Source organism: Nocardia sp. NPDC058058 (genome assembly GCF_042885355.1).
Lineage (GTDB): Bacteria > Actinomycetota > Actinomycetes > Mycobacteriales > Mycobacteriaceae > Nocardia.
Map to the genome: position 1 here is coordinate 1,171,411 of NZ_JBHVSA010000003.1, position 19,810 is coordinate 1,191,220.

The 19,810-nt window shown below is 65.4% G+C and carries 23 protein-coding genes; 14 read left to right on the forward strand and 9 right to left on the reverse strand.

All coding sequences use genetic code 11. From position 1 onward, the window contains the following. Positions 1-5 precede the first annotated feature (5 nt). The gene (locus tag ACFVUS_RS29045) at positions 6-746 is read left to right on the forward strand and encodes an HAD family hydrolase (protein ID WP_387773296.1); all 741 of its coding nucleotides are present in this window, start codon (positions 6-8) and stop codon (positions 744-746) included. Positions 747-925: 179 nt separating this feature from the next. Next, a complete protein-coding gene (locus tag ACFVUS_RS29050) occupies positions 926-1,585 on the forward strand; it encodes a sigma-70 family RNA polymerase sigma factor (RefSeq protein WP_387773299.1) in 660 nt (219 codons plus the stop codon). A gap of 63 nt (positions 1,586-1,648) precedes the next feature. Here the strand turns inward: ACFVUS_RS29050 and ACFVUS_RS29055 are convergent, their stop codons facing one another. The 4 genes from ACFVUS_RS29055 to ACFVUS_RS29070 all read right to left on the reverse strand — a co-directional run bounded on the left by ACFVUS_RS29055 (position 1,649) and on the right by ACFVUS_RS29070 (position 5,087). After that, positions 1,649-2,398, reverse strand: coding sequence for a histidine phosphatase family protein (locus ACFVUS_RS29055; protein ID WP_387773302.1), 750 nt, complete (start codon positions 2,396-2,398; stop codon positions 1,649-1,651). Between the two features lie 182 nt (positions 2,399-2,580). Next, complete coding sequence (locus ACFVUS_RS29060) at positions 2,581-3,900, reverse strand: hypothetical protein (RefSeq protein WP_387773305.1); 1,320 nt, start codon at positions 3,898-3,900, stop codon at positions 2,581-2,583. 290 nt (positions 3,901-4,190) lie between these two features. Further along, positions 4,191-4,832, reverse strand: a complete 642-nt coding sequence (locus ACFVUS_RS29065; protein ID WP_387773308.1) for a DUF3558 family protein — start codon at positions 4,830-4,832, stop codon at positions 4,191-4,193. A 45-nt stretch (positions 4,833-4,877) separates the two neighbouring features. After that, complete coding sequence (locus ACFVUS_RS29070) at positions 4,878-5,087, reverse strand: hypothetical protein (protein WP_387773311.1); 210 nt, start codon at positions 5,085-5,087, stop codon at positions 4,878-4,880. 117 nt (positions 5,088-5,204) lie between these two features. On the opposite strand from ACFVUS_RS29070, the gene ACFVUS_RS29075 reads away from it, so the two are divergent. Further along, positions 5,205-6,092, forward strand: coding sequence for a LysR family transcriptional regulator (locus ACFVUS_RS29075; protein ID WP_387773314.1), 888 nt, complete (start codon positions 5,205-5,207; stop codon positions 6,090-6,092). Between the two features lie 35 nt (positions 6,093-6,127). Here the strand turns inward: ACFVUS_RS29075 and ACFVUS_RS29080 are convergent, their stop codons facing one another. After that, entirely contained in the window at positions 6,128-6,613 is a 486-nt protein-coding gene (locus ACFVUS_RS29080) for a GNAT family N-acetyltransferase (RefSeq protein ID WP_387773317.1), read from the reverse strand. 376 nt (positions 6,614-6,989) lie between these two features. Between ACFVUS_RS29080 and ACFVUS_RS29085 the strand changes: the two genes are divergently transcribed. The 8 genes from ACFVUS_RS29085 to ACFVUS_RS29120 are packed head-to-tail and all read left to right on the forward strand — an operon-like array spanning position 6,990 to position 14,543. Further along, positions 6,990-7,535, forward strand: a complete 546-nt coding sequence (locus ACFVUS_RS29085; protein WP_387773320.1) for an MSMEG_0572/Sll0783 family nitrogen starvation response protein — start codon at positions 6,990-6,992, stop codon at positions 7,533-7,535. Between the two features lie 7 nt (positions 7,536-7,542). Continuing rightward, entirely contained in the window at positions 7,543-8,601 is a 1,059-nt protein-coding gene (locus tag ACFVUS_RS29090) for an MSMEG_0568 family radical SAM protein (protein ID WP_387773323.1), read from the forward strand. A gap of 1 nt (position 8,602) precedes the next feature. Next, entirely contained in the window at positions 8,603-10,069 is a 1,467-nt protein-coding gene (locus ACFVUS_RS29095; protein WP_387773326.1) for an MSMEG_0567/sll0787 family protein, read from the forward strand. Further along, complete coding sequence (locus ACFVUS_RS29100) at positions 10,066-10,989, forward strand: carbon-nitrogen hydrolase family protein (RefSeq protein WP_387773329.1); 924 nt, start codon at positions 10,066-10,068, stop codon at positions 10,987-10,989. Before ACFVUS_RS29095 ends, ACFVUS_RS29100 begins: the two co-directional genes overlap by 4 nt. Then, positions 10,982-11,302 carry an MSMEG_0570 family nitrogen starvation response protein gene (locus ACFVUS_RS29105; RefSeq protein WP_387773332.1) on the forward strand — a complete coding sequence of 107 codons (321 nt, stop codon included), beginning with the start codon at positions 10,982-10,984 and terminating at the stop codon, positions 11,300-11,302. Before ACFVUS_RS29100 ends, ACFVUS_RS29105 begins: the two co-directional genes overlap by 8 nt. Further along, entirely contained in the window at positions 11,299-12,555 is a 1,257-nt protein-coding gene (locus ACFVUS_RS29110; protein WP_387773335.1) for an MSMEG_0569 family flavin-dependent oxidoreductase, read from the forward strand. The genes ACFVUS_RS29105 and ACFVUS_RS29110 overlap by 4 nt, the downstream gene beginning before the upstream one ends. Before the next feature lie 3 nt (positions 12,556-12,558). Beyond that, positions 12,559-13,410, forward strand: a complete 852-nt coding sequence (locus tag ACFVUS_RS29115; RefSeq protein ID WP_387773338.1) for a carbon-nitrogen hydrolase family protein — start codon at positions 12,559-12,561, stop codon at positions 13,408-13,410. Continuing rightward, a complete protein-coding gene (locus ACFVUS_RS29120) occupies positions 13,410-14,543 on the forward strand; it encodes an MSMEG_0565 family glycosyltransferase (protein WP_387773341.1) in 1,134 nt (377 codons plus the stop codon). Before ACFVUS_RS29115 ends, ACFVUS_RS29120 begins: the two co-directional genes overlap by 1 nt. A gap of 48 nt (positions 14,544-14,591) precedes the next feature. On the opposite strand, the gene ACFVUS_RS29125 is transcribed toward ACFVUS_RS29120, so the two are convergent. Further along, positions 14,592-15,026, reverse strand: coding sequence for an NUDIX domain-containing protein (locus tag ACFVUS_RS29125; RefSeq protein WP_387773344.1), 435 nt, complete (start codon positions 15,024-15,026; stop codon positions 14,592-14,594). A gap of 193 nt (positions 15,027-15,219) precedes the next feature. Here ACFVUS_RS29125 and ACFVUS_RS29130 point away from each other — a divergent pair, with 193 nt between their 5' ends. From ACFVUS_RS29130 to ACFVUS_RS29140, 3 genes are all read left to right on the forward strand, one after another. Further along, positions 15,220-16,254, forward strand: a complete 1,035-nt coding sequence (locus ACFVUS_RS29130; protein WP_387773347.1) for a Gfo/Idh/MocA family oxidoreductase — start codon at positions 15,220-15,222, stop codon at positions 16,252-16,254. Positions 16,255-16,500: 246 nt separating this feature from the next. Continuing rightward, complete coding sequence (locus ACFVUS_RS29135; protein ID WP_387773350.1) at positions 16,501-16,944, forward strand: hypothetical protein; 444 nt, start codon at positions 16,501-16,503, stop codon at positions 16,942-16,944. A 148-nt stretch (positions 16,945-17,092) separates the two neighbouring features. Then, positions 17,093-17,854 carry a lysophospholipid acyltransferase family protein gene (locus ACFVUS_RS29140; protein WP_387773353.1) on the forward strand — a complete coding sequence of 254 codons (762 nt, stop codon included), beginning with the start codon at positions 17,093-17,095 and terminating at the stop codon, positions 17,852-17,854. 16 nt (positions 17,855-17,870) lie between these two features. Here the strand turns inward: ACFVUS_RS29140 and ACFVUS_RS29145 are convergent, their stop codons facing one another. The 3 genes from ACFVUS_RS29145 to ACFVUS_RS29155 form a co-directional block, all read right to left on the reverse strand. Then, positions 17,871-18,281, reverse strand: coding sequence for an RNHCP domain-containing protein (locus ACFVUS_RS29145; RefSeq protein ID WP_387773356.1), 411 nt, complete (start codon positions 18,279-18,281; stop codon positions 17,871-17,873). Positions 18,282-18,290: 9 nt separating this feature from the next. After that, complete coding sequence (locus tag ACFVUS_RS29150) at positions 18,291-18,605, reverse strand: RNHCP domain-containing protein (protein WP_387773359.1); 315 nt, start codon at positions 18,603-18,605, stop codon at positions 18,291-18,293. 321 nt (positions 18,606-18,926) lie between these two features. Further along, positions 18,927-19,625, reverse strand: a complete 699-nt coding sequence (locus tag ACFVUS_RS29155; protein ID WP_387773362.1) for a hypothetical protein — start codon at positions 19,623-19,625, stop codon at positions 18,927-18,929. Between the last annotated feature and the right edge of the window lie 185 nt (positions 19,626-19,810).

Consider the following 19,810-nt stretch of genomic DNA (forward strand, 5'->3'; position numbering starts at 1 on the left):
GCGATATGGCTCGTCCCCAAGGTTGGCGGCCTCGTCTCGTGGCTCTGGATATCGACGGCACGATCTGCGCCGAGGATGGGGATCCGCTCTTGGCGCACACCATGATCAGTCCCGGTGTTCGTACAGCTGTGGCGGCAGTGGCGCACTCCGGTACTCACGTGGTCCTGTGCACTGGTCGGCCCGTGCGGTCGGTGCGTCCGTTTCTGAGCGAACTCGGATTGTCGAGCGGCGTAGCGATCTGCTCGAATGGCGCGATCCGGCTCGACGCCGCCACCGGTGAGATTCTCGACCGAATCGTGTTCGACCCGGCTGAACCAGTGGCCTTGTTCCGCCGGTTGCTCCCCGGCGCGGTGTTCACCGCCGAGGACGACGGCGTCGGTGATCGCACCACCCGGCTGGCCGTGCACTGGCCGGGTCGAACCGGTGCTGACCTGGCCGCCGCGTTGTCCGTCGCGTCGATGCCATGGATCGAATGCTCGATCAGCCTGGACACGCCGTGGCTGGTGGCTACCGCGGCCGGGGTGACGAAGGCGTCGGCGTTGGAGAAGCTGAGGGTCGAACTCGGTGTCGCACAGGGTGAAACCCTCGCGGTCGGTGATGGCGTCAACGATCTGCACATGCTCGCCTGGGCCGCCCACGGGGTGGCCATGGGGCAAGCCCCGGACGTCGTTCGTGCCGCGGCCGACGAAGTCTGTCTACCCGTTGTCGAGGATGGGCTGGCGACCCTGCTGGCACGCTGGTTCTGACCTCAACGCCACAGGTTCTGGACAGGCGACCTGCTCGAGAACTCGCTTTGCTACCAAACCGGGCATCCCGCGGTGTCGAACTCGCCTATAGACACGACCGAGAGCACCGACGGTTGCTTCGCTGGAAGGGCGGGTGGCCTACCAATGTCCCAGTGGCCTGCCGCTGGGGAGGAACGCAGGTGATCGTGACATATGAGGCCCCTCCCAGTGCCCTGCAACTGCTTGATCCATCCGAAGCCGTGACGTCGATCAGCGAGGTCTATTCCCCTGACGTGCGGTCATCCGCCGAAACTGCTGAGTTATGCGTTGAGTTATTGGCGGGCATCTCCTCGCGGGACCGCGATGCGTTCACTCAGCTCTACCGAATGACCAGTCATCGAGTCTTCGGGGTCGCGCTGCGCATGTTGCGCAACCGCGCGGCAGCAGAGGAGGTGACGCAGGAGGTCTACCTACAAGTCTGGTCATCACCGACGCGATATGACTCGCGGCTGGCCTCACCGATCGGATGGCTGATCGTGCTGACCCGAAGACGTGCCATCGACCGAATACGAAGTGACCGTGCGGCTTTCGAACGCGATGTGCGCTACGGCGAGATGCAGCGAAGTATCGACCGCGACTTCGTTTTCGAAGCGGTTCAGGAGCGTGACGAGCGCCGCGCGGTGTTGCGCGGACTCGGCCTCCTGACCGAATTACAGCGTGAGAGCATCGAATTGGCGTATTTCGGCGGGCTCACCTACAGCGAGCTGGCCGACCGGCTCGACATTCCGCTCGCCACCGTGAAAAGCCGGATCCGCGATGGATTGAACCGCCTTCGATCCGCCTTCGCGATGGGACTCTGAGCTGAGATACGGGTGCGCCCCCGTGTCACCGACTCGGTGACACCGGGGCGCGGAAGGCTTGGATCAGCCGAGGTCGGGGTTGCCGACCCACTCGATGATCGTCCAGCCCTTCTGCGGGCTGCCCTTGAGAACCACGCGGCCGCCGTTACGCATCGGATCGGTGCCGAGCTTGCTCTTATCGGCGTTGCTGGCGTTCATCATGGACCAGAACATGATGGTGCCGCCGTGCGAGAAGATCACCGGGTTGGCGCAGTTACGACGCTGCACATCGAGCAGGGCCTGATCGAAGCGGTCGTCGAATTCCTTGCCGTCGATCGAGCCGGGAATCCGTGCGCTGGTGTCGCCAGAAATCCACTTGATCGGCGCCTGGAGGTACCCGGCCATGGCCTGGGCCTCCGGGGTGCCCTCGTACTGGCCCGCCTCGATCTCCCGGAAGCCGGGCTGCACGTTGACGCTCAGGTGCTTCTTGGCGACGGTCGGTGCCGCGGTCTGCTCGGTGCGCACCATATTGGACGCGAAGGCGCAGTCGAACTTCTTGTCGTTCAGCACGGTGGCCAGGTTGTCCGCCTGGGTCCGGCCGCGCGCGGACAGGTCGGGTCCGGGCACCTTGGTGTCGATCAGGCCCGAGGTGTTGCCGAGGGACTCGGCGTGGCGCACCAGGGTGATGGTCATTTCGCTGGCGCCGCCGCTGCCGGAGCTACTGCCTGAGCTGCCGAAATCGGGGCCTGCGGTTGCGATGCCGGTGGTGGCGGTGGCGGCCGCGACCGCGGTCGCCAGCACCGCGAGGGACAATCGAAGAGATCGGATGCGCATGGGTGGGAAGGCCTTTCATCGTGGCGAAAGCCACTTCAGTTCTGCCGAAAACCGGACATTTGGGGTGTCGCGTCTCACAGAAGCAGCTCTTGCCCGAATCAAATACCGGAGATCCCATTCATCGGGATCCTCGGCAACCAGACCCATGCGCCGTCGCTACCATCGGTAGCAGAGGCATCCGTTCACCAGCGGGCGTAATCGGTATCCATCCGGGAGACCTTGATGGTCCCGTAGGTTGTCGTCCCATCGGCGTGCCGCTGTTTCACCGACACCTCCCCGCCGTCCGTCAGATCGATCCAACGGTTCTCCGTTGTCCCGCTGAAGGATTGATTCTGATAGATGCCCGACTCGGCGAATACATAGCCGTACCGCGGGGCGTTGTCGAACGCGCCATTGCATACCTGGATGCCGGCCTCGGGGAAGGTGATCGATCCGTCGCGACTGCCCGGCCCCTGCACGCGTGCGGCGTTCACCAGCTCGGTCGCGACCCTGCCCGCCTCGATCTTGCCCGCGGTGACGGTTGATTCACCGCCGGAGTTGTTCGAGACCAGTATTCCGCTCGCCCCGAAAGCGATTGCGCCCGTGGCCGCCCATGGCCCGGTGACCTTTTGGGTGGTCACCAGCGCGGCCCCGACCTTGGCCGCGGTGAGCTCGCCATCGGATCCGACCGGATCGGCGACCCGCACCCCGGCTGAGGTGAACTCGAGTCTGCCTGTCCCCGGCAACCCATGGACGCGGGCGGTCCGGATCCCGCTCCCGAAGGTCGGTTCGGCCACCTGGACGGTGGTGGTCAGGAAGTATTGCCGCGTGGTGGCGGGATCGGTGGCGATCAGGGTGTAGGTGGCGTCGCGTTTCGGGCCGGTCTTGGGGTCGGGCCGCCACTCGCCCGTGGCGGTGACCGATGCCAGGGTGCCGTCCGGCAATCCGATCGTGTAGGCGAGATCGTCGGGTCCGTCCCAACGCAATACGATGGCGTCGCCGTCGTCCACCATGGCCTGATCGGGACGGAAGTTGCTGGGCGCGACGAACTTCGGCGCGGTCTTCACCAGGGGCACCGAGGTGACGCTGCTGCTCGGGTTGGCATTCTGTGCTCTGCTGGCGGACTCGCGCACGCTCAGCACAGCCAGCCCGGCGGTTTCGGCGACGGGGACATCCTCCAACTTCAGCACCAGGTTATCGCCGGGAGCGAAACGAACCTTGCCCGGGGAGCCTTTGGAGATCTGGAAAGTTCCTGCGGCGGCTTGGATTTGAACACTCAGCGACTGCACTCCCGATTGAGCGCCGTGAAACTCGGCGCTGGCCGTGACCAGGCTGATGTCCGGCGTCAGGTGGTCGGCGCCATTGCCGATGGGCACCTTCACCTCATTCCTGGACCAATGGGCTGCGGTGCTGCCGGAATTGGTGACCAGCAGATACACCGTCCCAAAGGAACTGGGCTGCCCCGCCTTCGACGCCTCCAGGGCCGCGGGGTCGGTGAGCACGGTGTAGGTCAGCAGAGTCATGGTCTCTCATCCTTGCGCCGGAGGGTCGGCGCGGGCCGTGGACCCACGCGCGATCGAGGGCCCGCGCGCGACGACGCGACGGGGCCGGACGGGGACAAGCGGTGACGCCGATGTCATCCGAAATCGCTTGGGCCCCAACAGAGCACCCTTCGATTCTGACCCATCCGACCCTCGGAGCGCGGCGATTCGACAAGACGATCATCAGCCGCATCGAGCTGAAATGTGCTGGGGTAAGCGAGCTTTCCCGCAACTCTCCCGGACTTTGGTTTACGAAGCCGGACGCTGTCCGATCAGGGGAGATTCTTGGTGAGGGCGGCGCTGGCTTTCTGGACCGCGTGGCAGGGGTCGCCTGACGCGGTGGAACCCCCGAGGAACCGCAGGGTGAGCACGGCGGTACCGAATTGAGCCACCGAGGCGGTGATGCAGCCGATCTTGTTGCTGTCCTGCACCGAGCGGAACACCGCGAAGTCGTGCCCGTAGTACGTCGACCGCCGCAGATCGGTGTAGGTGCCCGGTGCCAGCACGGTGTCCAGCGAATCGGCCGAGGCCACCGCGACGAGATCGAAGCTGCCGTCGGCGGCCATCCACTTGCAGGCCGGATACTTCGAGGTGGTGACCCGCTGCTTACCGGTAGCGCTCAAACCGGCAGCGCTGAGCTCGGATTCGGAGAACCCACACGGATCCCAGCCCGAAGCCGCGGGGGTGGCCGGTGTCGTGGCGACCGGGCTTGCGGTGGTGGTCGGATCGTCCCGGGTGGGCGGCGTGGCGGTTGGCTCACCGCCGGTTCCGGCGGTCGTCGGAGCCACAGTGGTGACCGTCGCCGCCGCTGTGCCGGAGGTCGGCTGGGTGCTCACGGTCGTGGACCCGCACCCCGTGAGCAATGCCGCGACAGCCCACACTGCCATCGCCGACCCGGCGCGCCTGCTGATCATTCTCGAAATCCCCTACCGTCGAACGTATTCCGCTGATTGGTGCACTCAGAACGAGCAGTCGGTGGCCCGACCTGCCCAGCCGCCCTTCAGGAATCGGATGATCGCGCAGAACGCGTCCTCGGACGAACCCGCCACCGGCGCGCCGACCTGACTCGACACCGCGACCTCGGTCGCCGAAACAGGCTGTGCCACCGCGGAACCCGCAGAGCCGATGAGACCGGCGGTGATGGCGGAGATGACGATGAGCTGCTTCATCGGGAATCCTCTTCTGACGACGATGTGACATCTCATCGTTGTTTCGCCGGTGGGACCGATCAAGCGGCCATCGCGAAACGGACGATAAGTTCGGCTAATTAATAGAAAGGATGGGGTGTGGAGCTCCGCGACATAGAGATCTTCCTGACGCTCGCCGAGGAGCTGCATTTCGGACGCACCGCCGAACGATTGCACCTGACCTCGCCGCGGGTCAGCCAGTCGATCAAAGCCCAGGAACGCGCCATCGGCACCGCGCTCTTCACGCGAACGAGCCGGGTGGTGCGATTGACCCGCGCGGGCGAGCAGCTGCGCGACGGTCTGCGGCCGGTCTACGAGAACCTGAACGAGGTTCTGGCCGAAGCGAAGCGGGCCGCTCGCGAGGAACACGCGGCACTGCGCGTGGGCGTGATCGCCTCCAACGCCCACGATATGCGGCCGTTCTTCGATACGTTCACCACCCGGCATCAATCCTGGCGGCTCGACGTGCGGCACAATCCGTTCGTCGACGCCTTCGGCCCCCTGCGCCGCGGCGAGATCGACGTGCTGATCTCCTGGCTCCCGGTGGAAGAGCCCGATCTCACCGTCGGACCCGTTGTCTTCACCGAAGACCGCGTACTCGCGGTCGCGGCCGATCACACACTGACCCAACGGGATTCGGTCTCACTAGAGGTACTGGGCGACTTCAGCGTAGCCACCGGCCCCGATCAACCCGGCTACTGGCAGGACGCATTCCACCCGTTCGCCACACCGCGCGGCCGCCGCGTAGAACGTGACGGCCAGGTCACCAATATGGACGAACTGTCGACACTGATCAGCCAGGGCCGCTCGGTGAACCTGCTCGGTGAGCACGCTGCCCGCTTCCACGCCCGCCCCGACCTGACGTACGTCCCGGTCTCCGACGCCCCACGTTTGCAGTGGGCGATGATCTGGGCCGCAGGCCGCGACACCGAACCGATCCGGGCACTGGCCCGGGTCGTCAAGGACCTGGGCACCCGCGCGATCTGAGCCCGATGGGAATCGCCGCATGGACGGCGAGGGGATCAGATATGCAGCGCCATCAACAGGTCGTCTACGAACTTCTCTTCGAGGTAGTACTCGTTGCGGAGTGTGCCTTCGAGTGTGAAACCCATTCTGGCATAGAGGCGTTGGGCTGCCAGGTTGGTCGATAAGACACGCAGGGTCAGGCGGGAGGCGTGCTGGCGGCGGGACTCGGTGACCGCTGCGGTGATCAGCGCGGTGGCAATTCCTTGGTGTCGAGCGGATTCGTCGACCGCGAGGCCCTGGATTTGGCGGACGTGGGCGCAGCTGTCGACGGGGATCGGTTGTACCAGGCGTAAGTAGGCGACAACACGGTCATCGAGTTCGGCGATGAGGTAGTCCGCGGGGCGGCTGGCTTCGTGGAAGAACGGCTCGCCGGCGGGTGGCTGGGGTGTGATCTCGGTGGCCGGGGACCAGGTACGCCGCACGAGCTCCGATAGTGCGGGCTCGTCCGCGGTGATGGCCGTGCGGATCCTCACGTCGCTCATGTCGTCCAGTCTTACCGCACCCGTGTGTGATTGCGTGCCCCACGGTTTCCGGTGTGTTACGGCAGGCGGTTTTAGTCGATGGCGGTATTTAACACAGTCGGAGGAAATGCGAGGAAGCGATTACCCCGCACGGGGTCGATGTAATGGGACTGCGCATTCACAGATTGTCAATGTGGCTTAAAAGGGCTGGTGCGCAACCAGTTTCGACATCGATCGCGATCCCGCCTCCGTGAGCTTCTCGACATCGGCAAATGTTCCGGATGTAACCATTCCGAAATCGACCGGACGTCAACTGGTTTCACCGATGAAAGTGCCCACACCGAACCGCGCCGGTTCGCCTCGCTCATCGGTCCACGCGAATTCCAGGGAGAACCTCATGTCCGAACTGACCCAGTCCACGGTCGATATCGACAAGGCGATCGAGGAGAACATCGCCGCGTCGCTGGCGGAGATTCCGCATCCGGCATTGCCGAAGGGGACCAATATCTACGGGTCCACCAAGATCTTCCCCGACTACCGGGCCGAGGTCGGGGAAACGTATTTCACGCTGGTGCACGGGATCGCGCACGAGTCGTCGGTGAGCTTCGTGGCGATCCTGCAAGCCACCCGGGCGCTGCGTAAGGGATTCGAGTCGGCCATCTACTTCTATGGCCCCGGCGCGATCAATGCCATTGCCACGCGCGGCTTTCCGACCACGGGCGATAGCGGGTTCCCGGGGGAGCAGAACATCAATGACGCGCTCTCGACCTTCATCAAGGAGGGCGGGAAGGTATTCGCGTGCCGGTTCGGGCTGGCGCTGCACGGTGCGCGCGAAGAGGATCTGATCGAAGGCGTCATTCCCGCGCATCCGCTCGATGTGCAGGACGCGCTGATCCACTACGCCCGCAAGGGCGCCATCATCAACTCGACCTACCAGCTGTAGGCCTGCCATGACCGAGGTATCCACTCGAGTAGACCTGGCGCTGCTCGGAATTCGCGTCGATGTGCCGGTGCAGCGCCGTTCCGGTGCCGGTCCCAGCGATGACGGTCATGTCCTGATCGGGGGTGCCGGCGCTGCCATCCCCATCCGGCGCGCGAGTCCATACAGCGTGCGCGGGAATCGGCTCCTATTCGAAGGCACCGATCTGGGGGTGACGGTCGAGCCGGTGCAGCGGCCCCGCTTCTACGATCTGGTGACGGCGGACGGGATTTCGTACGAGAAGATCGCCAAACTACATGGCGCGGATGTGCTCGCCACGACGGTGGTGCAGACGTGCATTCGCTACGGCGAGGACCAGCGCTGCCGCTTCTGCGCCATCGAAGCCTCGCTCGAGGCAGGGTCAACGATCGCGGTGAAACGACCCGAGCAGCTCGCAGAGGTCGCCGCGGCCGCGGTTCGGTTGGACGGGGTACGGCAGATGGTGATGACCACCGGTACCTCCGCCGGAAAAGACCGTGGTGCAAGGCATTTGACTCGATGCGTGCGCGCGGTCAAACAAGCTGTGCCGGAGCTACCGATCCAGGTGCAGTGTGAGCCCCCGGCCGAACTGTCGACGCTGAGCGAGTTGCACGCGTCCGGTGCCGATTCGATCGGCATTCACGTGGAGTCACTCGATGATCGAGTGCGAGCACGCTGGATGCCGGGCAAATCGACTGTGCCGCTGAGTGAATACCGCGCGGCATGGACCGAAGCGGTGCGAGTCTTCGGCCGCAACCAAGTCTCGACCTATCTGCTTGTCGGTCTCGGTGAGGATCCCGACGAATTGGTCTCCGGTGCAACCGAACTCATCGATATGGGCGTCTATCCATTCATCGTTCCATTCCGGCCGCTGGCGGGAACCCTCGCGGTCGATATCGATCACGCCAGCGCACCCGACCCCGAGTACCTGGAATCGATCACCCGCCGGGTCGCGCACGAATTGCAGCGCGCCGGAATGCTCGGCGCCGCACAGAAAGCCGGATGCGCGGCCTGCGGAGCGTGCTCGGTCCTGCAGAGCGCCGGGGGCTGAGATGGCTACTTCCCAGCGCGAGGCAACCCCGCGATCGTGGCTGGACTCTCAGTCCGGCGAGGCGCGGAATCCGGGCATCGGAGCGTGTGTGCTGTCCGGGAATCCGGCCGGGCACGGCGACGGGCTCGTGATTCGCGAGGCCGAGTTGAGCGATCTGCGCGCCTATCGGCGGCTGCGCCGAGAGAACTTCGTCATCGATCAGGGCCTGTTCACCGGCAGCGATGCCGATGATCTCGACGATGACCCGCGCACCCGAGTACTGGTCGCCACCGCACCCGACGGCACGGTGCTCGGTGGCGTGCGCCTGGCCCCTGCCACACCTGCCGATATCGGCTGGTGGACCGGCAGTCGTCTGGTCGTCGACCAAGCGCTGCGTACACACCGCATCGGCAAAGCCCTCGTACGTGCGGCATGCGCGTACGCCGAGACCAACAACGTGTTGCGCTTCGAAGCCACCGTGCAGGCCCGCCATGCCGCGATGTTCACCGATCTGGGCTGGACGCCGATCGGACCGAGCAGCCTGGGTGGTGTACCGCATGTAGGTATGCGGTGGCCTATCGATCGCATCCAGCGTTTGGCCGACGCCACCAAATCCATGCTCGGACCGGCGCTCGCGGCATTGGATGTGCATCCGATGGCATTGGGCGGCAGCGGGTTTCGCGGCGACGACGCCGCACCGGTGCCGGGCGGCGATCTGCTCGCGGCGTGCGACGCCATCGTGCCCTCGATGGTCGAACGCGATCCGGAGTGGGCGGGCTGGTGCGCGGTGCTGGTCAACCTCAACGATCTGGCCGCGATGGGTGCCGAACCTGTCGCGATGCTCGACGCGGTCGCCGCCCCCACCCGCTCACTGCTGACCCGGATCCTGCGCGGACTGGGCAAGGCCAGTGCGATCTGGCAGGTGCCCATCCTGGGCGGGCACACCCAGCTCGGGGTTCCGGCGGCGCTGTCGGTCACCGCGCTGGGCCGCACCGATCGCCCGGTCACCAGCGGTGGCGGCCGGGTAGGGGACCAGCTCGCGCTTACCGCCGATCTCGACGGCGGGTGGCGCACCGGATACCACGGGCGGCAATGGGATTCGTCTTCACATCGGTCGGGCGAGGAGCTGCGCGCCTTGGGCCGCGTCGTCGCCGAGCGCCGTCCACACGCTGCCAAGGACGTGAGCATGGCCGGTATCGCGGGCACCGCCGGAATGCTCGCCGAATCCAGCGGCGTCGGTGTCGAGATCGATCTGGCGCGCCTGCCCAAACCCGAGAACGCCGCAATGGCCGACTGGCTCACCTGTTTTCCCGGTTTCGCCATGCTGACCGCCGATCGCCCCGGCACCCCCGCCAGCTCTGCCGCGAGCCCGGCGACCTCGGCGATCTGCGGCGAACTGACCACCACCCCCGGCGTCCGGCTGCGCTGGCCGGACGGCATCACGACCACCGCGGTGACGGGATCCGTTACCGGATTGGGGATCTCATGAACGACCTGACCATCTCCGTGGCGGCCGCCGAATTCGGCCGCGATATGGAGAACTGCTACCGCACCATCGGCACCCTCATCGACACCGCCCGCGCGCGCGGGAGCCGATTGCTGGTGCTGCCCGAAGCCTGCCTGGGCGGCTACCTACCGAGCCTGGGCGGCGGCGAGGAAACCGAGGAAGCCCGAGCCCGCCGAATGCGCAGTCTGCCACCGGCTCTCACCCTCGATGGACCGGAGCTGCGCACGGTCGCGGCCATGGCCGGAGATCTGGTGGTGACACTCGGATTCTGTGAAGCCGACGGCGAGGACCGCTACAACGCCGCTGTCACCCTGACCGGGGACGGAATCCTGGGTTCCTATCGCAAAGTTCACCAGCCACTCGGCGAAAACCTCTGCTACGCAGCCGGGTTCGAATACCGCGCTTTCGACACTCCGGTCGGCCGGATGGGTATGCAAATCTGCTACGACAAAGCCTTCCCCGAGGCCGCGCGGGCGTTGGCCCTGGACGGTGCGCAGATCATCACCTCGCTCTCGGCCTGGCCCACCGCCCGCACCGGAGCCGCCGACCGGCTCGAAGACGACCGCTGGACACAGCGTTTCGACATCTTCGACCGCGCTCGCGCCGTGGAGAACCAGGTGGTGTGGGTCGCCTCCAATCAGGCCGGAACCTTCGGATCGCTGCGCTTCGTATGCAGCGCCAAAATCGTCGGCCCGGGCGGCGATGTGCTCGCCACCACCGGAACCAGCGCCGGACTGGCTACTGCCACAGTGGATCTGGACCACGTGCTGGCGCTCGCCCGCGACGGCGGCATGTACAACCTGCGCGACCGCCGCCCCGAGCTCTATCACAGTGTCACCCAGCGCTACGGCGTTGTCGGACAACCGGATCGGCCTGCGGGATTGGTGGTCGAACATGCCTGAGATGCATTTCCAGGTGCGCTGGCCGGACGGGGCAGTTCAGAACTGCTACTCACCCTCGCTGGTCATTCACGACCATCTCGAGGTCGGCATCGATTATCCGGTCGAAGAATTCCTCGCCCACGTCCGGACCGCGCTCGCGATCGCCTCCGAGCGAGTGCGCGCCAAGTACGGATTCTCGTGCACCTCCGCGGCGGCCACCCTCGAAGCCATCGAAACCACTGCCGCGCAGGCACTCTCGTCCAGTGGAACCGTGCGGGTGCTGTCGATGACACCGCCGTCGGTGGCCGCCGCGACACCGAAAGGCCGGTCATGACAACCTATTCCACCGAGCATCACGATGTGATCGTGATCGGCGGCGGCCAAGCGGGCCTGTCGATCAGCTGGCACCTCACGCGCGGAGGCGTCGATCACGTGGTGCTCGAGCGCGACACCATCGCCCACGAATGGTCCGACACCCGCTGGGACAACTTCACTCTCGTCACCCCGAACTGGCAGTGCGTGCTGCCCGGCTACCGGTACGACGGTCCCGACCCGCACGGGTTCATGGCGCGCGATGAGGTCTACGCCTGGCTGCTCGGCTATGCGCAAACCTTCGACCCACCCGTGCGCGAAGGCGTGCAGGTGAACGACCTCACGGTGTCGCCCACCGGCGGATTCGCACTCGGCACAAGTGTGGGGCCGATGCACGCCGATCAGGTGGTGGTCGCGGTCGGCGGCTACCATATCCCCACCATTCCGCGCTTCGCCGAGAAGCTCCCCGCCTGGATCACCCAGCTGCATTCGGCGGAGTACCGCAATGCCGACGACCTGCCCGAGGGCGCGGTATTGGTCGTGGGTACCGGGCAATCGGGTGCCCAGATCGCCGAGGACCTGCATCTGGCGGGGCGGCAGGTGCACCTGGCGGTCGGCAACGCTCCCCGGGTCGCACGCTTCTACCGCGGCCGCGATTGCGTGGCATGGCTGCACGATATGGGCCACTACGACATACCGATTCAGGATCAGCCCGGCGGTCTGGGGAAGCGGGAGAATACCAATCACTACGTCACCGGCCGGGACGGCGGCCGGGACATCGACCTGCGTGCGTTCGCACGGCAAGGAATGGGCCTGTACGGACGACTGGTCGATATCAACAGCGGCACAGCATATTTCGACTCATCGCTGGCCGCATCCCTCGACAGCGCCGACGCGGTCGCCGAGAGCATCAAGGACTCCATCGACGCCTACATCGCCCGCGAGCACCTCACCGCGCCGACCGAACCCCGCTACACCCCGGTGTGGCAACCCGACTCCGGGGCAACCGAACTCGACCTCGCCGCCCACGGCATCACCTCGGTGCTGTGGTCCGTCGGATTCCGCACCGACTACCGATGGCTACGCGCGGGCGTATTCGACGGCGAAGGGCACCCCTGCCACAACCGCGGCGTGACAACCACATCCGGCCTGTACTTCCTGGGCCTGCCGTGGCTGCACACCTGGGGCTCGGGCCGGTTCGCGGCGATCGCCCGCGACGCGGAATACCTCGCCGACCGCATTACCGTCGGGGTCCACGCCTCAGCGGTGGCGTAGCCGATGCCGGTCACGCGAATCGCCGCTGTCGCAGCACATTTCGGCGCTGACATCGGGCGGGCGCTGGAGAAGATCGCCGGAATCATCGAGCGCCTGGCAGCCGACGGCGTGCAACTGCTGGTGCTGCCCGATGCGAGCCTGGGCGGCTACATCGGCGATCTACGCAACCCCGACCCCGCCACCGGCCCCGAAGCGATCGACGGCGACGGCCCGGAAATCCGGCTACTGAGCCGCTTGGCCGGGGACATGGTCGTATGCGTCGGCTACGCCGAACACGCGGACGGCCTGCGCTACAACTCCGCGGTCTGCCTCAGTGGTGACGGCGTGCTGGGCCGCCACCGCAAGGTGCATCAACCTGCGGGAGAGCACCTCGCTTACGCTGCGGGACAAGGCTTCTCCGCGTTCGACACGCCGCTGGGCCGCATGGGCATGCTCATCGACTACGACAAAACCTTCCCCGAATCCGCCCGCGAACTGGCCCTCGGCGGCGCACACACGATCGCGGCCCTGTCGGCTTGGCCCGCCAGCACCACCGACCGCGCCTCCCGCATGCCCAACGACCGTCAATCGCGCCTGTTCGACCTCTACGACCAAGCCCGCGCCGCGGAAAACCAAATCGTGCTCGCTTCCTCCAATCAAACCGGCACCACCGGCAGCCTCCGCTTCCTGGGTCAAGCCAAAATCGTCGGCCCCGGCGGAGATATCCTCGCCAAAACCTGGACCAAAGGCGGCCTTGCGGTAGCCGATATCGACATCGCCACCGAGGTCCAACGCGCCCGCCGCGTCCTGCACCACCTCACCGAACGCCGCACCGACACCTACGTCAACCTCCTGCACGACAAAGGATTTGAGTGATGCGTATCGCCCTGCTGACCTACTCCACCAAGCCCCGCGGCGGCGTCGTGCACACCCTCAACCTCGCCGAAGCCCTCGCCGGCCAAGGAGCCGAGGTCACGGTCTGGACCCTGGGCCGAGGCGGCGACCAAGCATTCTTCCGCCCCGTCGACCCAGCCGTGCGTGTGCGCGTCGTCCCCTTCACCGCGCTCGACGGCGAAAACGTCGGCACCAGAATCCTGCGCTCGATCGAGACTCTCCGAACCGCTTTCACCCCAACCGATTTCGATATCGTTCACGCCCAAGACTGCATCAGCGCCAACGCCGTAGGCCCCTGCATCCGCACCATCCACCACCTCGACAGCTTCACCACCCCCGAACTCGCCCGCTGCCACGAAGCCGCCATCACCACCCCCTACGCCCACATCTGCGTCTCGACCGCCGTCGCCGAGGAAGTCCACACCGGCTGGGGCCTGACCCCCACCGTCATCCCCAACGGCGTCGAATACAACCGCTTCGCCGCCGCCGCGAGCACCGACCCAGCCGCAACCGCACGCCGATCCACCTGGCGCACCCGCCTGGGCCGCTACGTGCTCGCGGTAGGAGGCATCGAACCCCGCAAAGGCAGTCTCGATCTGCTCGAGGCGTTCGCACTACTACACCGCGATCACCCCGATCTGCGCCTGGTCATCGCGGGCGGAGAAACCCTCTTCGACTACTGCGACTACCGAACCCAATTCGACACCCGTGCAACAGAACTCGGCATCGACGTCACTCTGCTGGGCACAGTCGATCACGCCGACCTACCCGCCCTGATCGCAGCAGCCCAGGTCCTCCCGTTCTTCTCCACCAAGGAAGGTTTCGGCCTCGCGGCCATGGAGGCGTTGGCAGCAGGCGTCCCCGTCGTAGCCCGCGACCTACCCGTCCTGCGCGAGGTCTTCCAAAACGCCGTCCATTACGCACATTCCCCGACCGAGATGGCCGCACGCCTGCGAGAGGCGTTGCCCCACAACCCACAACGCGCCACCACAGGTCGCACCCTGGCCGCACAATTCCGATGGGATCGCGCCGCCCGCGCACACCTCGACTTCTACGCCGGCACTGTCGCGGCGGATCGTCAACCGACATCGGTATCCGGCCACGGAGCCGCGTGATCGCTTCTTTCGCTCACCGCTCTACGGTCCGGATCAGGCATCGATCGCTCAGGCGAACAGTCGGCCGATCAGCGCACCCTGCCCCGATTGCAAGACGTGTGCGGCTTCCAACGGAATCCAGAAGCATTCCAGCCGTGTCGGCTCGCCCACACCATCGTGGTCCTCCCGGCTATTCCACCGCTCCGGTGTGTCACCACCAATCTCGAGCTCGAAAATATGCCGATGCTGGATCTCGAAACGGTAAGGGCTGATGTCATAGATGTCCTCGCCAAGCTTGCGCACAATCGTGAACTCGCTGAACCCGGTCTCTTCCCGCGCCTCCCGCAGAACGGCCTCCTCGGGCGTCTCCCCGGCCTCCACACTCCCCGCCGGCACTTGGACGCCGACTTCCTCCCACGAGTGGTCGAGGTGACGAAACACAAGCAGTCGTCCGTCGCGAACGATATATGCCAAAACCTTTTCCTTGGACACCTTTTCGGGCATCGGACGAGTAGCCCTTCCTGATGGGGTGAGTCCGACATCAGCCTAGCCGTCCATGCACGTCAGAGATTGATTGCCGCCGGGAACTACACTCGGGCTCACGAAATCCAGTTGGCGTTGCATGTGCGAATCACAGTTCCCGGCGTAGCCATCCCGCGGCTGCGGAAGCCGGACCATCGGTGCAAGGGAGAGCGAGATGCCGGAACTTCGAGTGGCGCTGGTGGGCTTCGGGCTTGCCGGGTCGGTGTTTCATGCACCGCTGATCGCCGCCGAACCACGTATGCGCTTGGATGTGGTGGTCACTTCATCAGCTGAACGCGCTGAACAGGCGCGGCAGGAACATCCGGGAGTAAGGGTCCTTGCCACGCCCCCGGAGTTGTTCGCTGATCCGTCCGGGATCGATCTGGTGGTGATCGCGACTCCCAATCGCAGCCATGCTTCGCTTGCGCTGGAGGCGATCGAGGCTGGGATACCGGTTGTGGTGGACAAGCCACTCACCGTCACCTCTGCTGAGGCTGAGCAGGTCATTGCCGCTGCCGAGGGGCGTGGAGTGGCTTTGTCGGTGTTTCAGAACCGGCGATGGGATGGCGATTTCCGCACGGTCCAAAGCTTGATCGAGAAGGGCCGTTTGGGGGAGGTGCAGCGGTTCGAGTCGCGAATGGAGCGGTGGCGGCCCGTCGGCAAAGGTGGGTGGCGCGAGCTCGGGGGAGCTGCTGATGGCGCGGGATATCTCTATGACCTCGGCAGTCACCTTGTCGATCAGGCGTTGATTCTGTTCGGACCGGTTGTCGATGTCTATTGCGAACGTGACCGTCGGCGTGCGGGAGTGGAAGCCGACGATGATGCGTTTCTCGCGCTCACTCATGAGTCGGGTGTCCGGTCTCATTTGTGGATGAGTGCGGTGTCGGCACAGATCGGCCCGCGGTTCCGTGTTTTGGGATCGGAAAGCGCCTTCGTTATCGATGGTCTCGATCCACAGGAAGCGGATCTGCGCGCCGGTCGTCGCCCGGGAGACGGGCAAAGCTGGGGCACGGTCGAATCCGATCGCTGGGGCCTATTGGGGACCGAGGGCGATACCGATCGAATTCCCACCGAGCCCGGCGATTATCCCGCGTTCTACCGGGCAATGGCCGCTGCCTTGCTCGATGGCACGCCAGTCCCGGTTGATCCACACGACGCGCTCGAGACGCTCAGGATATTGGAGCGGGGAGCTATGAGCGCGCAGCGGTAGCGCTCGGCGCACCTGATCGAACGTCCGGGAATCGAACTCGACACGGTCAGTTCAGCTTTGACTCACGCCAATGTAATTTCATTTGCAAGATCGCTGTTAACCAGGCTGAATGCCTATGTTGTGCTCTGGTTTGCGGTGTGTCAAGATCGTCGGCACCGGCTTCGGGGGGAAGTTCGTCGGAGGCAGTCGGCAATCCGCGTTGCGCACCCGTTTTGACTCGCCGCCAACATATTTCAAGGAGCCGCCATGGGAGCGCTACTTCTCAGCAGGGACGTGCCGGGAACTCTCGAATCCCTGTTCAACACCATCGTCGCGCCGACCACCTGGGACCACTGGTTCGGCATGCATCATGACTTCGTCGGCACGCCGCCCGAGCGGCTGGTCGAAGGGTCCGTCGTAGTGGCCGAGGTGCTGCTGCACGGAATGCTCGAAGAAGTCGAGTGGACGGTCACCCGGCTTGACGAGCCCTACCGAATCGCGTTGCGTGGCAAGGGAAGAACCGGCATCCAGTACGACCTGACCTACTGGCTGCAAAGCACGGACGCGGGCAGCAATATCACCGCGGGCTTCACCTTCTCCGGACCGCTGATCACCAATCAGGTGACCGAGAACCTGGAACAGCACGGCTATCAGCAACTCGACAACACCCTCGGCCAGCTCGCCGAACTCGCCTGCGCGCTACACGAATAGGCCGAGGCCGCCAACCGCGGCCGCTCACATCGATCCCAACGCCGTGATCGGTGAGAGCGTTAGCCCGAAATCACACCTGCGCGGAGCGTGAGCTGTCGACTGCTGCGGGGGTCGCGGGCACAATATTTGCTGGCTATACGCTATCTCTATGGAACCGCCCGAGGTCACCCTCGAGAACTTCGACGCCGTGTACGACTACTACCGCGATCATCGGCAGAATCTGCTGAAGGCGAAGGCGGCGTACTGGTTGCTCGGTCGTCGGTTTCGGCCGCGGGTGAACTACGCGCCTGGTGCGCGGAAAGCATTGCGGGACTTCGTCTCCGACGGTCGTCCACTGCTCATATCCATCAACCATCTGTCGGAGAACGACCCCTATACGGTGAGCGCGGCGGCGTGGCGCAGTCCATTGCGGCCCGTCATCGGGCACACCAGGGTGCTGGCCAAACACGAGGTATTCGCCAACCCGAAACTGCGGAACACGCTCGACATGATGGGTGGCCTGCCGGTTTTCCGCAGCAAGGATCACGGAACCGACCCGGTCGACGCTGCTTCGGAGCGATTGATCGACACCTGTGCGGTTGTCATGGCACGCGGCGACAGCATCGCACTGTTCCCCGAGGGCACCTGCAACACCGTCGACCACACACGGGTGCTCGAGCTCGGCGGCGGCATCGGGCATATCGTCCGGCGCGCCCGCGAACTCGGTGCGGACCCGGTGCTGGTCAGCCTCGGACTCAGCTACGGCCCGCGCCCGGATCCCGCAGCCGAACTGAGCAAGGCCGATGTCCGATCGGCCAGCTTCTACTTCGGGATGCCGCTCGCCGAACTGCCGTCCCAACCCGCCGACATCACGCGTACTGCCCGCGCCGAGCTGCAAGCAGCGCTAGACGGAGCGGTCGCCGGTTACTGAGCGACCGCCCCGAATCTCACAGCGACCGCAGTACCCGCCGGCCCATTCGTGGATCGGCCAAGGGGCGCACCGCGATTCGCATCAACGCCAGTGCATTGTCGTCCCCGGCAATGCGGTTCATTTTCAATGTCCCGCACGCCAGACACTGATGCACCAGCGACCATTCGCCGTTGTCGCGGACGGTCATGCTGACCGCCCGCATGCGGGCGCGGCACGATTCGGCCCGGTCGCCCGGTACCCGGTCCACATGCCGACTGGTCAAACAGTGCGGGCAGTGGTTGCGATGTCCGGTCCCCGGAGCGGTGATCGGGACATCGAGCCGACAGCCCACGCATCGGAACGAATCACCGGATTCCCCACCGGGGCCGTGCAATACGGATTTCCCGCGTTGCCGGCGATGGGCAATCGCGTTGTTCTTTCGTGGCATGTCCGGCTCCTAGAGATCGCCGAACACTTCGAGCGGGAACGGTGGTTCGGCAAGCGGACGCACGGCCAATCGCATGAGGATCAGCTGATTGTCGTCACCGCACACCGTGTGCAGCGCCAGTTCGTGGCAGCGCGTGCAGCGATGCACGATGCCCCATTCGCCGTTGCGCGACACCGCGATCGACAGCGGAGCCATCCGCCCCTGACATTCGGAGACGCCACCTTCGACCTGGTCGACGGTGTGCCGCGAATGCAGACAGCTGGGGCAGTGATTGCGCCGCTCGCCGTCGGGCCCGAGTAGAGCCACGGTGAGACTGCAACGCATACAGGAAAAGGTCCCGGTCCGCAGTGCGGGACTGGGGTCATGATGGGTAAAGGTGTTGTCGGACAACTCGGTTCACTCCTAGGCCGAGAGCATGAAAGCTGGCAGCGGGAGTAGGCCGAGAGCGCCTCGATGACGCTAGCGACTATCGGCAGATGTGGTGCGGGCAGCGATCGCTCGAGCCGGAGCCACACCGCGAGGCGCTCTCGGCGCATTCCGGGTCATCAAAACACCCTCTTCCACAGACGATTCGTACGCGCCCGAGTGGCGCGGCGGCAACGGTAACAGCGGCCCCACGGCGGCCGCCATCGATTTATCGCGTGACTACTTCCCCTGGAGTGGGGAGGTGATCGTGGTGAAGTATTGCGCCGCGCCCAGAATCGCGGCGGGCGCGGTGATGAACAGCTGCCCGGCGAGCGTGCCGAGGAAACCGATCGCCGCGGTGCCCGCGATGCAGCCGACCACCGCGCCCGGCAGCGCGCCGAACATGGCGGTGAGTGCGCCGGTGAGGGTCGCCCCGGCCGCACCGCCGATCAGGCATCCGACGGCAGCGCCGCCGATGCCGCCGACCAAAGTGCCGATGGTCGCGCCCAAACTGATGGTGCTGGTCATGCGGCTCCACGCCGCCTGTTCGCGTTCGTATTCCGTGCGCCACGGGGCGGAGTTCTCGAACGGCAGCGCCACCGGCCGGTAGACCGCGTGCGCGAGATCGAATCGGGGCGTCAGCGTCGCGGTGCGGTCCTCGATCCGCGCGGTGATGGGAAACACGAAATCGTCTACGCGGAAGGCGAGTTCGGTGCCGCCCAGGATGGTGCCGTCCGCCGCCACGATCTTGAAGGTGTGGTCATCGGCGACCAGCGATCCGGCGTCGGTGCGGATCACCGTGCTGGTCGGGTCGACGGTGGCGGTGTAGTTCAGCGCCGGTTCCGGGCTCGCCGGGGTGGCCGTGGCGGTGGCGCTGGTGACGCACGCGGCTGCGAGCAGCAGTGCGACAGATAGTGCGGGACGGTGGGTGAACCCCATGAATGGACCTCGAATTCCTCATCAGGTGTTGCGGATTGCGCACGGGCGATGTCATCGGTTCGGGCTGGGGAGCCCTGCCGCCGGACCCGGCGGTGGGTGAGCCTACGGGTTTACAACGTTAATGACAATCGTTATCGTTAGCGCTCGTCAAGCGGAACGAGGGAGGCCGAGTGGGACATCTGCTG

Coding starts and splice junctions, on each gene's coding strand:
- ACFVUS_RS29095 (WP_387773326.1), top strand. CDS start 8,603: ATGGCTACTTCCCAGCGCGAGGCAACCCCGCGATCGTGGCTGGACTCT.
- ACFVUS_RS29105 (WP_387773332.1), top strand. CDS start 10,982: ATGCCTGAGATGCATTTCCAGGTGCGCTGGCCGGACGGGGCAGTTCAG.
- ACFVUS_RS29150 (WP_387773359.1), bottom strand. CDS start 18,605: ATGCGTTGCAGTCTCACCGTGGCTCTACTCGGGCCCGACGGCGAGCGG.
- ACFVUS_RS29085 (WP_387773320.1), top strand. CDS start 6,990: ATGTCCGAACTGACCCAGTCCACGGTCGATATCGACAAGGCGATCGAG.
- ACFVUS_RS29055 (WP_387773302.1), bottom strand. CDS start 2,398: ATGCGCATCCGATCTCTTCGATTGTCCCTCGCGGTGCTGGCGACCGCG.
- ACFVUS_RS29145 (WP_387773356.1), bottom strand. CDS start 18,281: ATGCCACGAAAGAACAACGCGATTGCCCATCGCCGGCAACGCGGGAAA.
- ACFVUS_RS29080 (WP_387773317.1), bottom strand. CDS start 6,613: ATGAGCGACGTGAGGATCCGCACGGCCATCACCGCGGACGAGCCCGCA.
- ACFVUS_RS29090 (WP_387773323.1), top strand. CDS start 7,543: ATGACCGAGGTATCCACTCGAGTAGACCTGGCGCTGCTCGGAATTCGC.
- ACFVUS_RS29045 (WP_387773296.1), top strand. CDS start 6: ATGGCTCGTCCCCAAGGTTGGCGGCCTCGTCTCGTGGCTCTGGATATC.
- ACFVUS_RS29130 (WP_387773347.1), top strand. CDS start 15,220: ATGCCGGAACTTCGAGTGGCGCTGGTGGGCTTCGGGCTTGCCGGGTCG.
- ACFVUS_RS29070 (WP_387773311.1), bottom strand. CDS start 5,087: ATGAAGCAGCTCATCGTCATCTCCGCCATCACCGCCGGTCTCATCGGC.
- ACFVUS_RS29065 (WP_387773308.1), bottom strand. CDS start 4,832: ATGATCAGCAGGCGCGCCGGGTCGGCGATGGCAGTGTGGGCTGTCGCG.
- ACFVUS_RS29125 (WP_387773344.1), bottom strand. CDS start 15,026: ATGCCCGAAAAGGTGTCCAAGGAAAAGGTTTTGGCATATATCGTTCGC.
- ACFVUS_RS29155 (WP_387773362.1), bottom strand. CDS start 19,625: ATGGGGTTCACCCACCGTCCCGCACTATCTGTCGCACTGCTGCTCGCA.
- ACFVUS_RS29060 (WP_387773305.1), bottom strand. CDS start 3,900: ATGACTCTGCTGACCTACACCGTGCTCACCGACCCCGCGGCCCTGGAG.
- ACFVUS_RS29140 (WP_387773353.1), top strand. CDS start 17,093: ATGGAACCGCCCGAGGTCACCCTCGAGAACTTCGACGCCGTGTACGAC.
- ACFVUS_RS29115 (WP_387773338.1), top strand. CDS start 12,559: ATGCCGGTCACGCGAATCGCCGCTGTCGCAGCACATTTCGGCGCTGAC.
- ACFVUS_RS29135 (WP_387773350.1), top strand. CDS start 16,501: ATGGGAGCGCTACTTCTCAGCAGGGACGTGCCGGGAACTCTCGAATCC.
- ACFVUS_RS29110 (WP_387773335.1), top strand. CDS start 11,299: ATGACAACCTATTCCACCGAGCATCACGATGTGATCGTGATCGGCGGC.
- ACFVUS_RS29120 (WP_387773341.1), top strand. CDS start 13,410: ATGCGTATCGCCCTGCTGACCTACTCCACCAAGCCCCGCGGCGGCGTC.
- ACFVUS_RS29100 (WP_387773329.1), top strand. CDS start 10,066: ATGAACGACCTGACCATCTCCGTGGCGGCCGCCGAATTCGGCCGCGAT.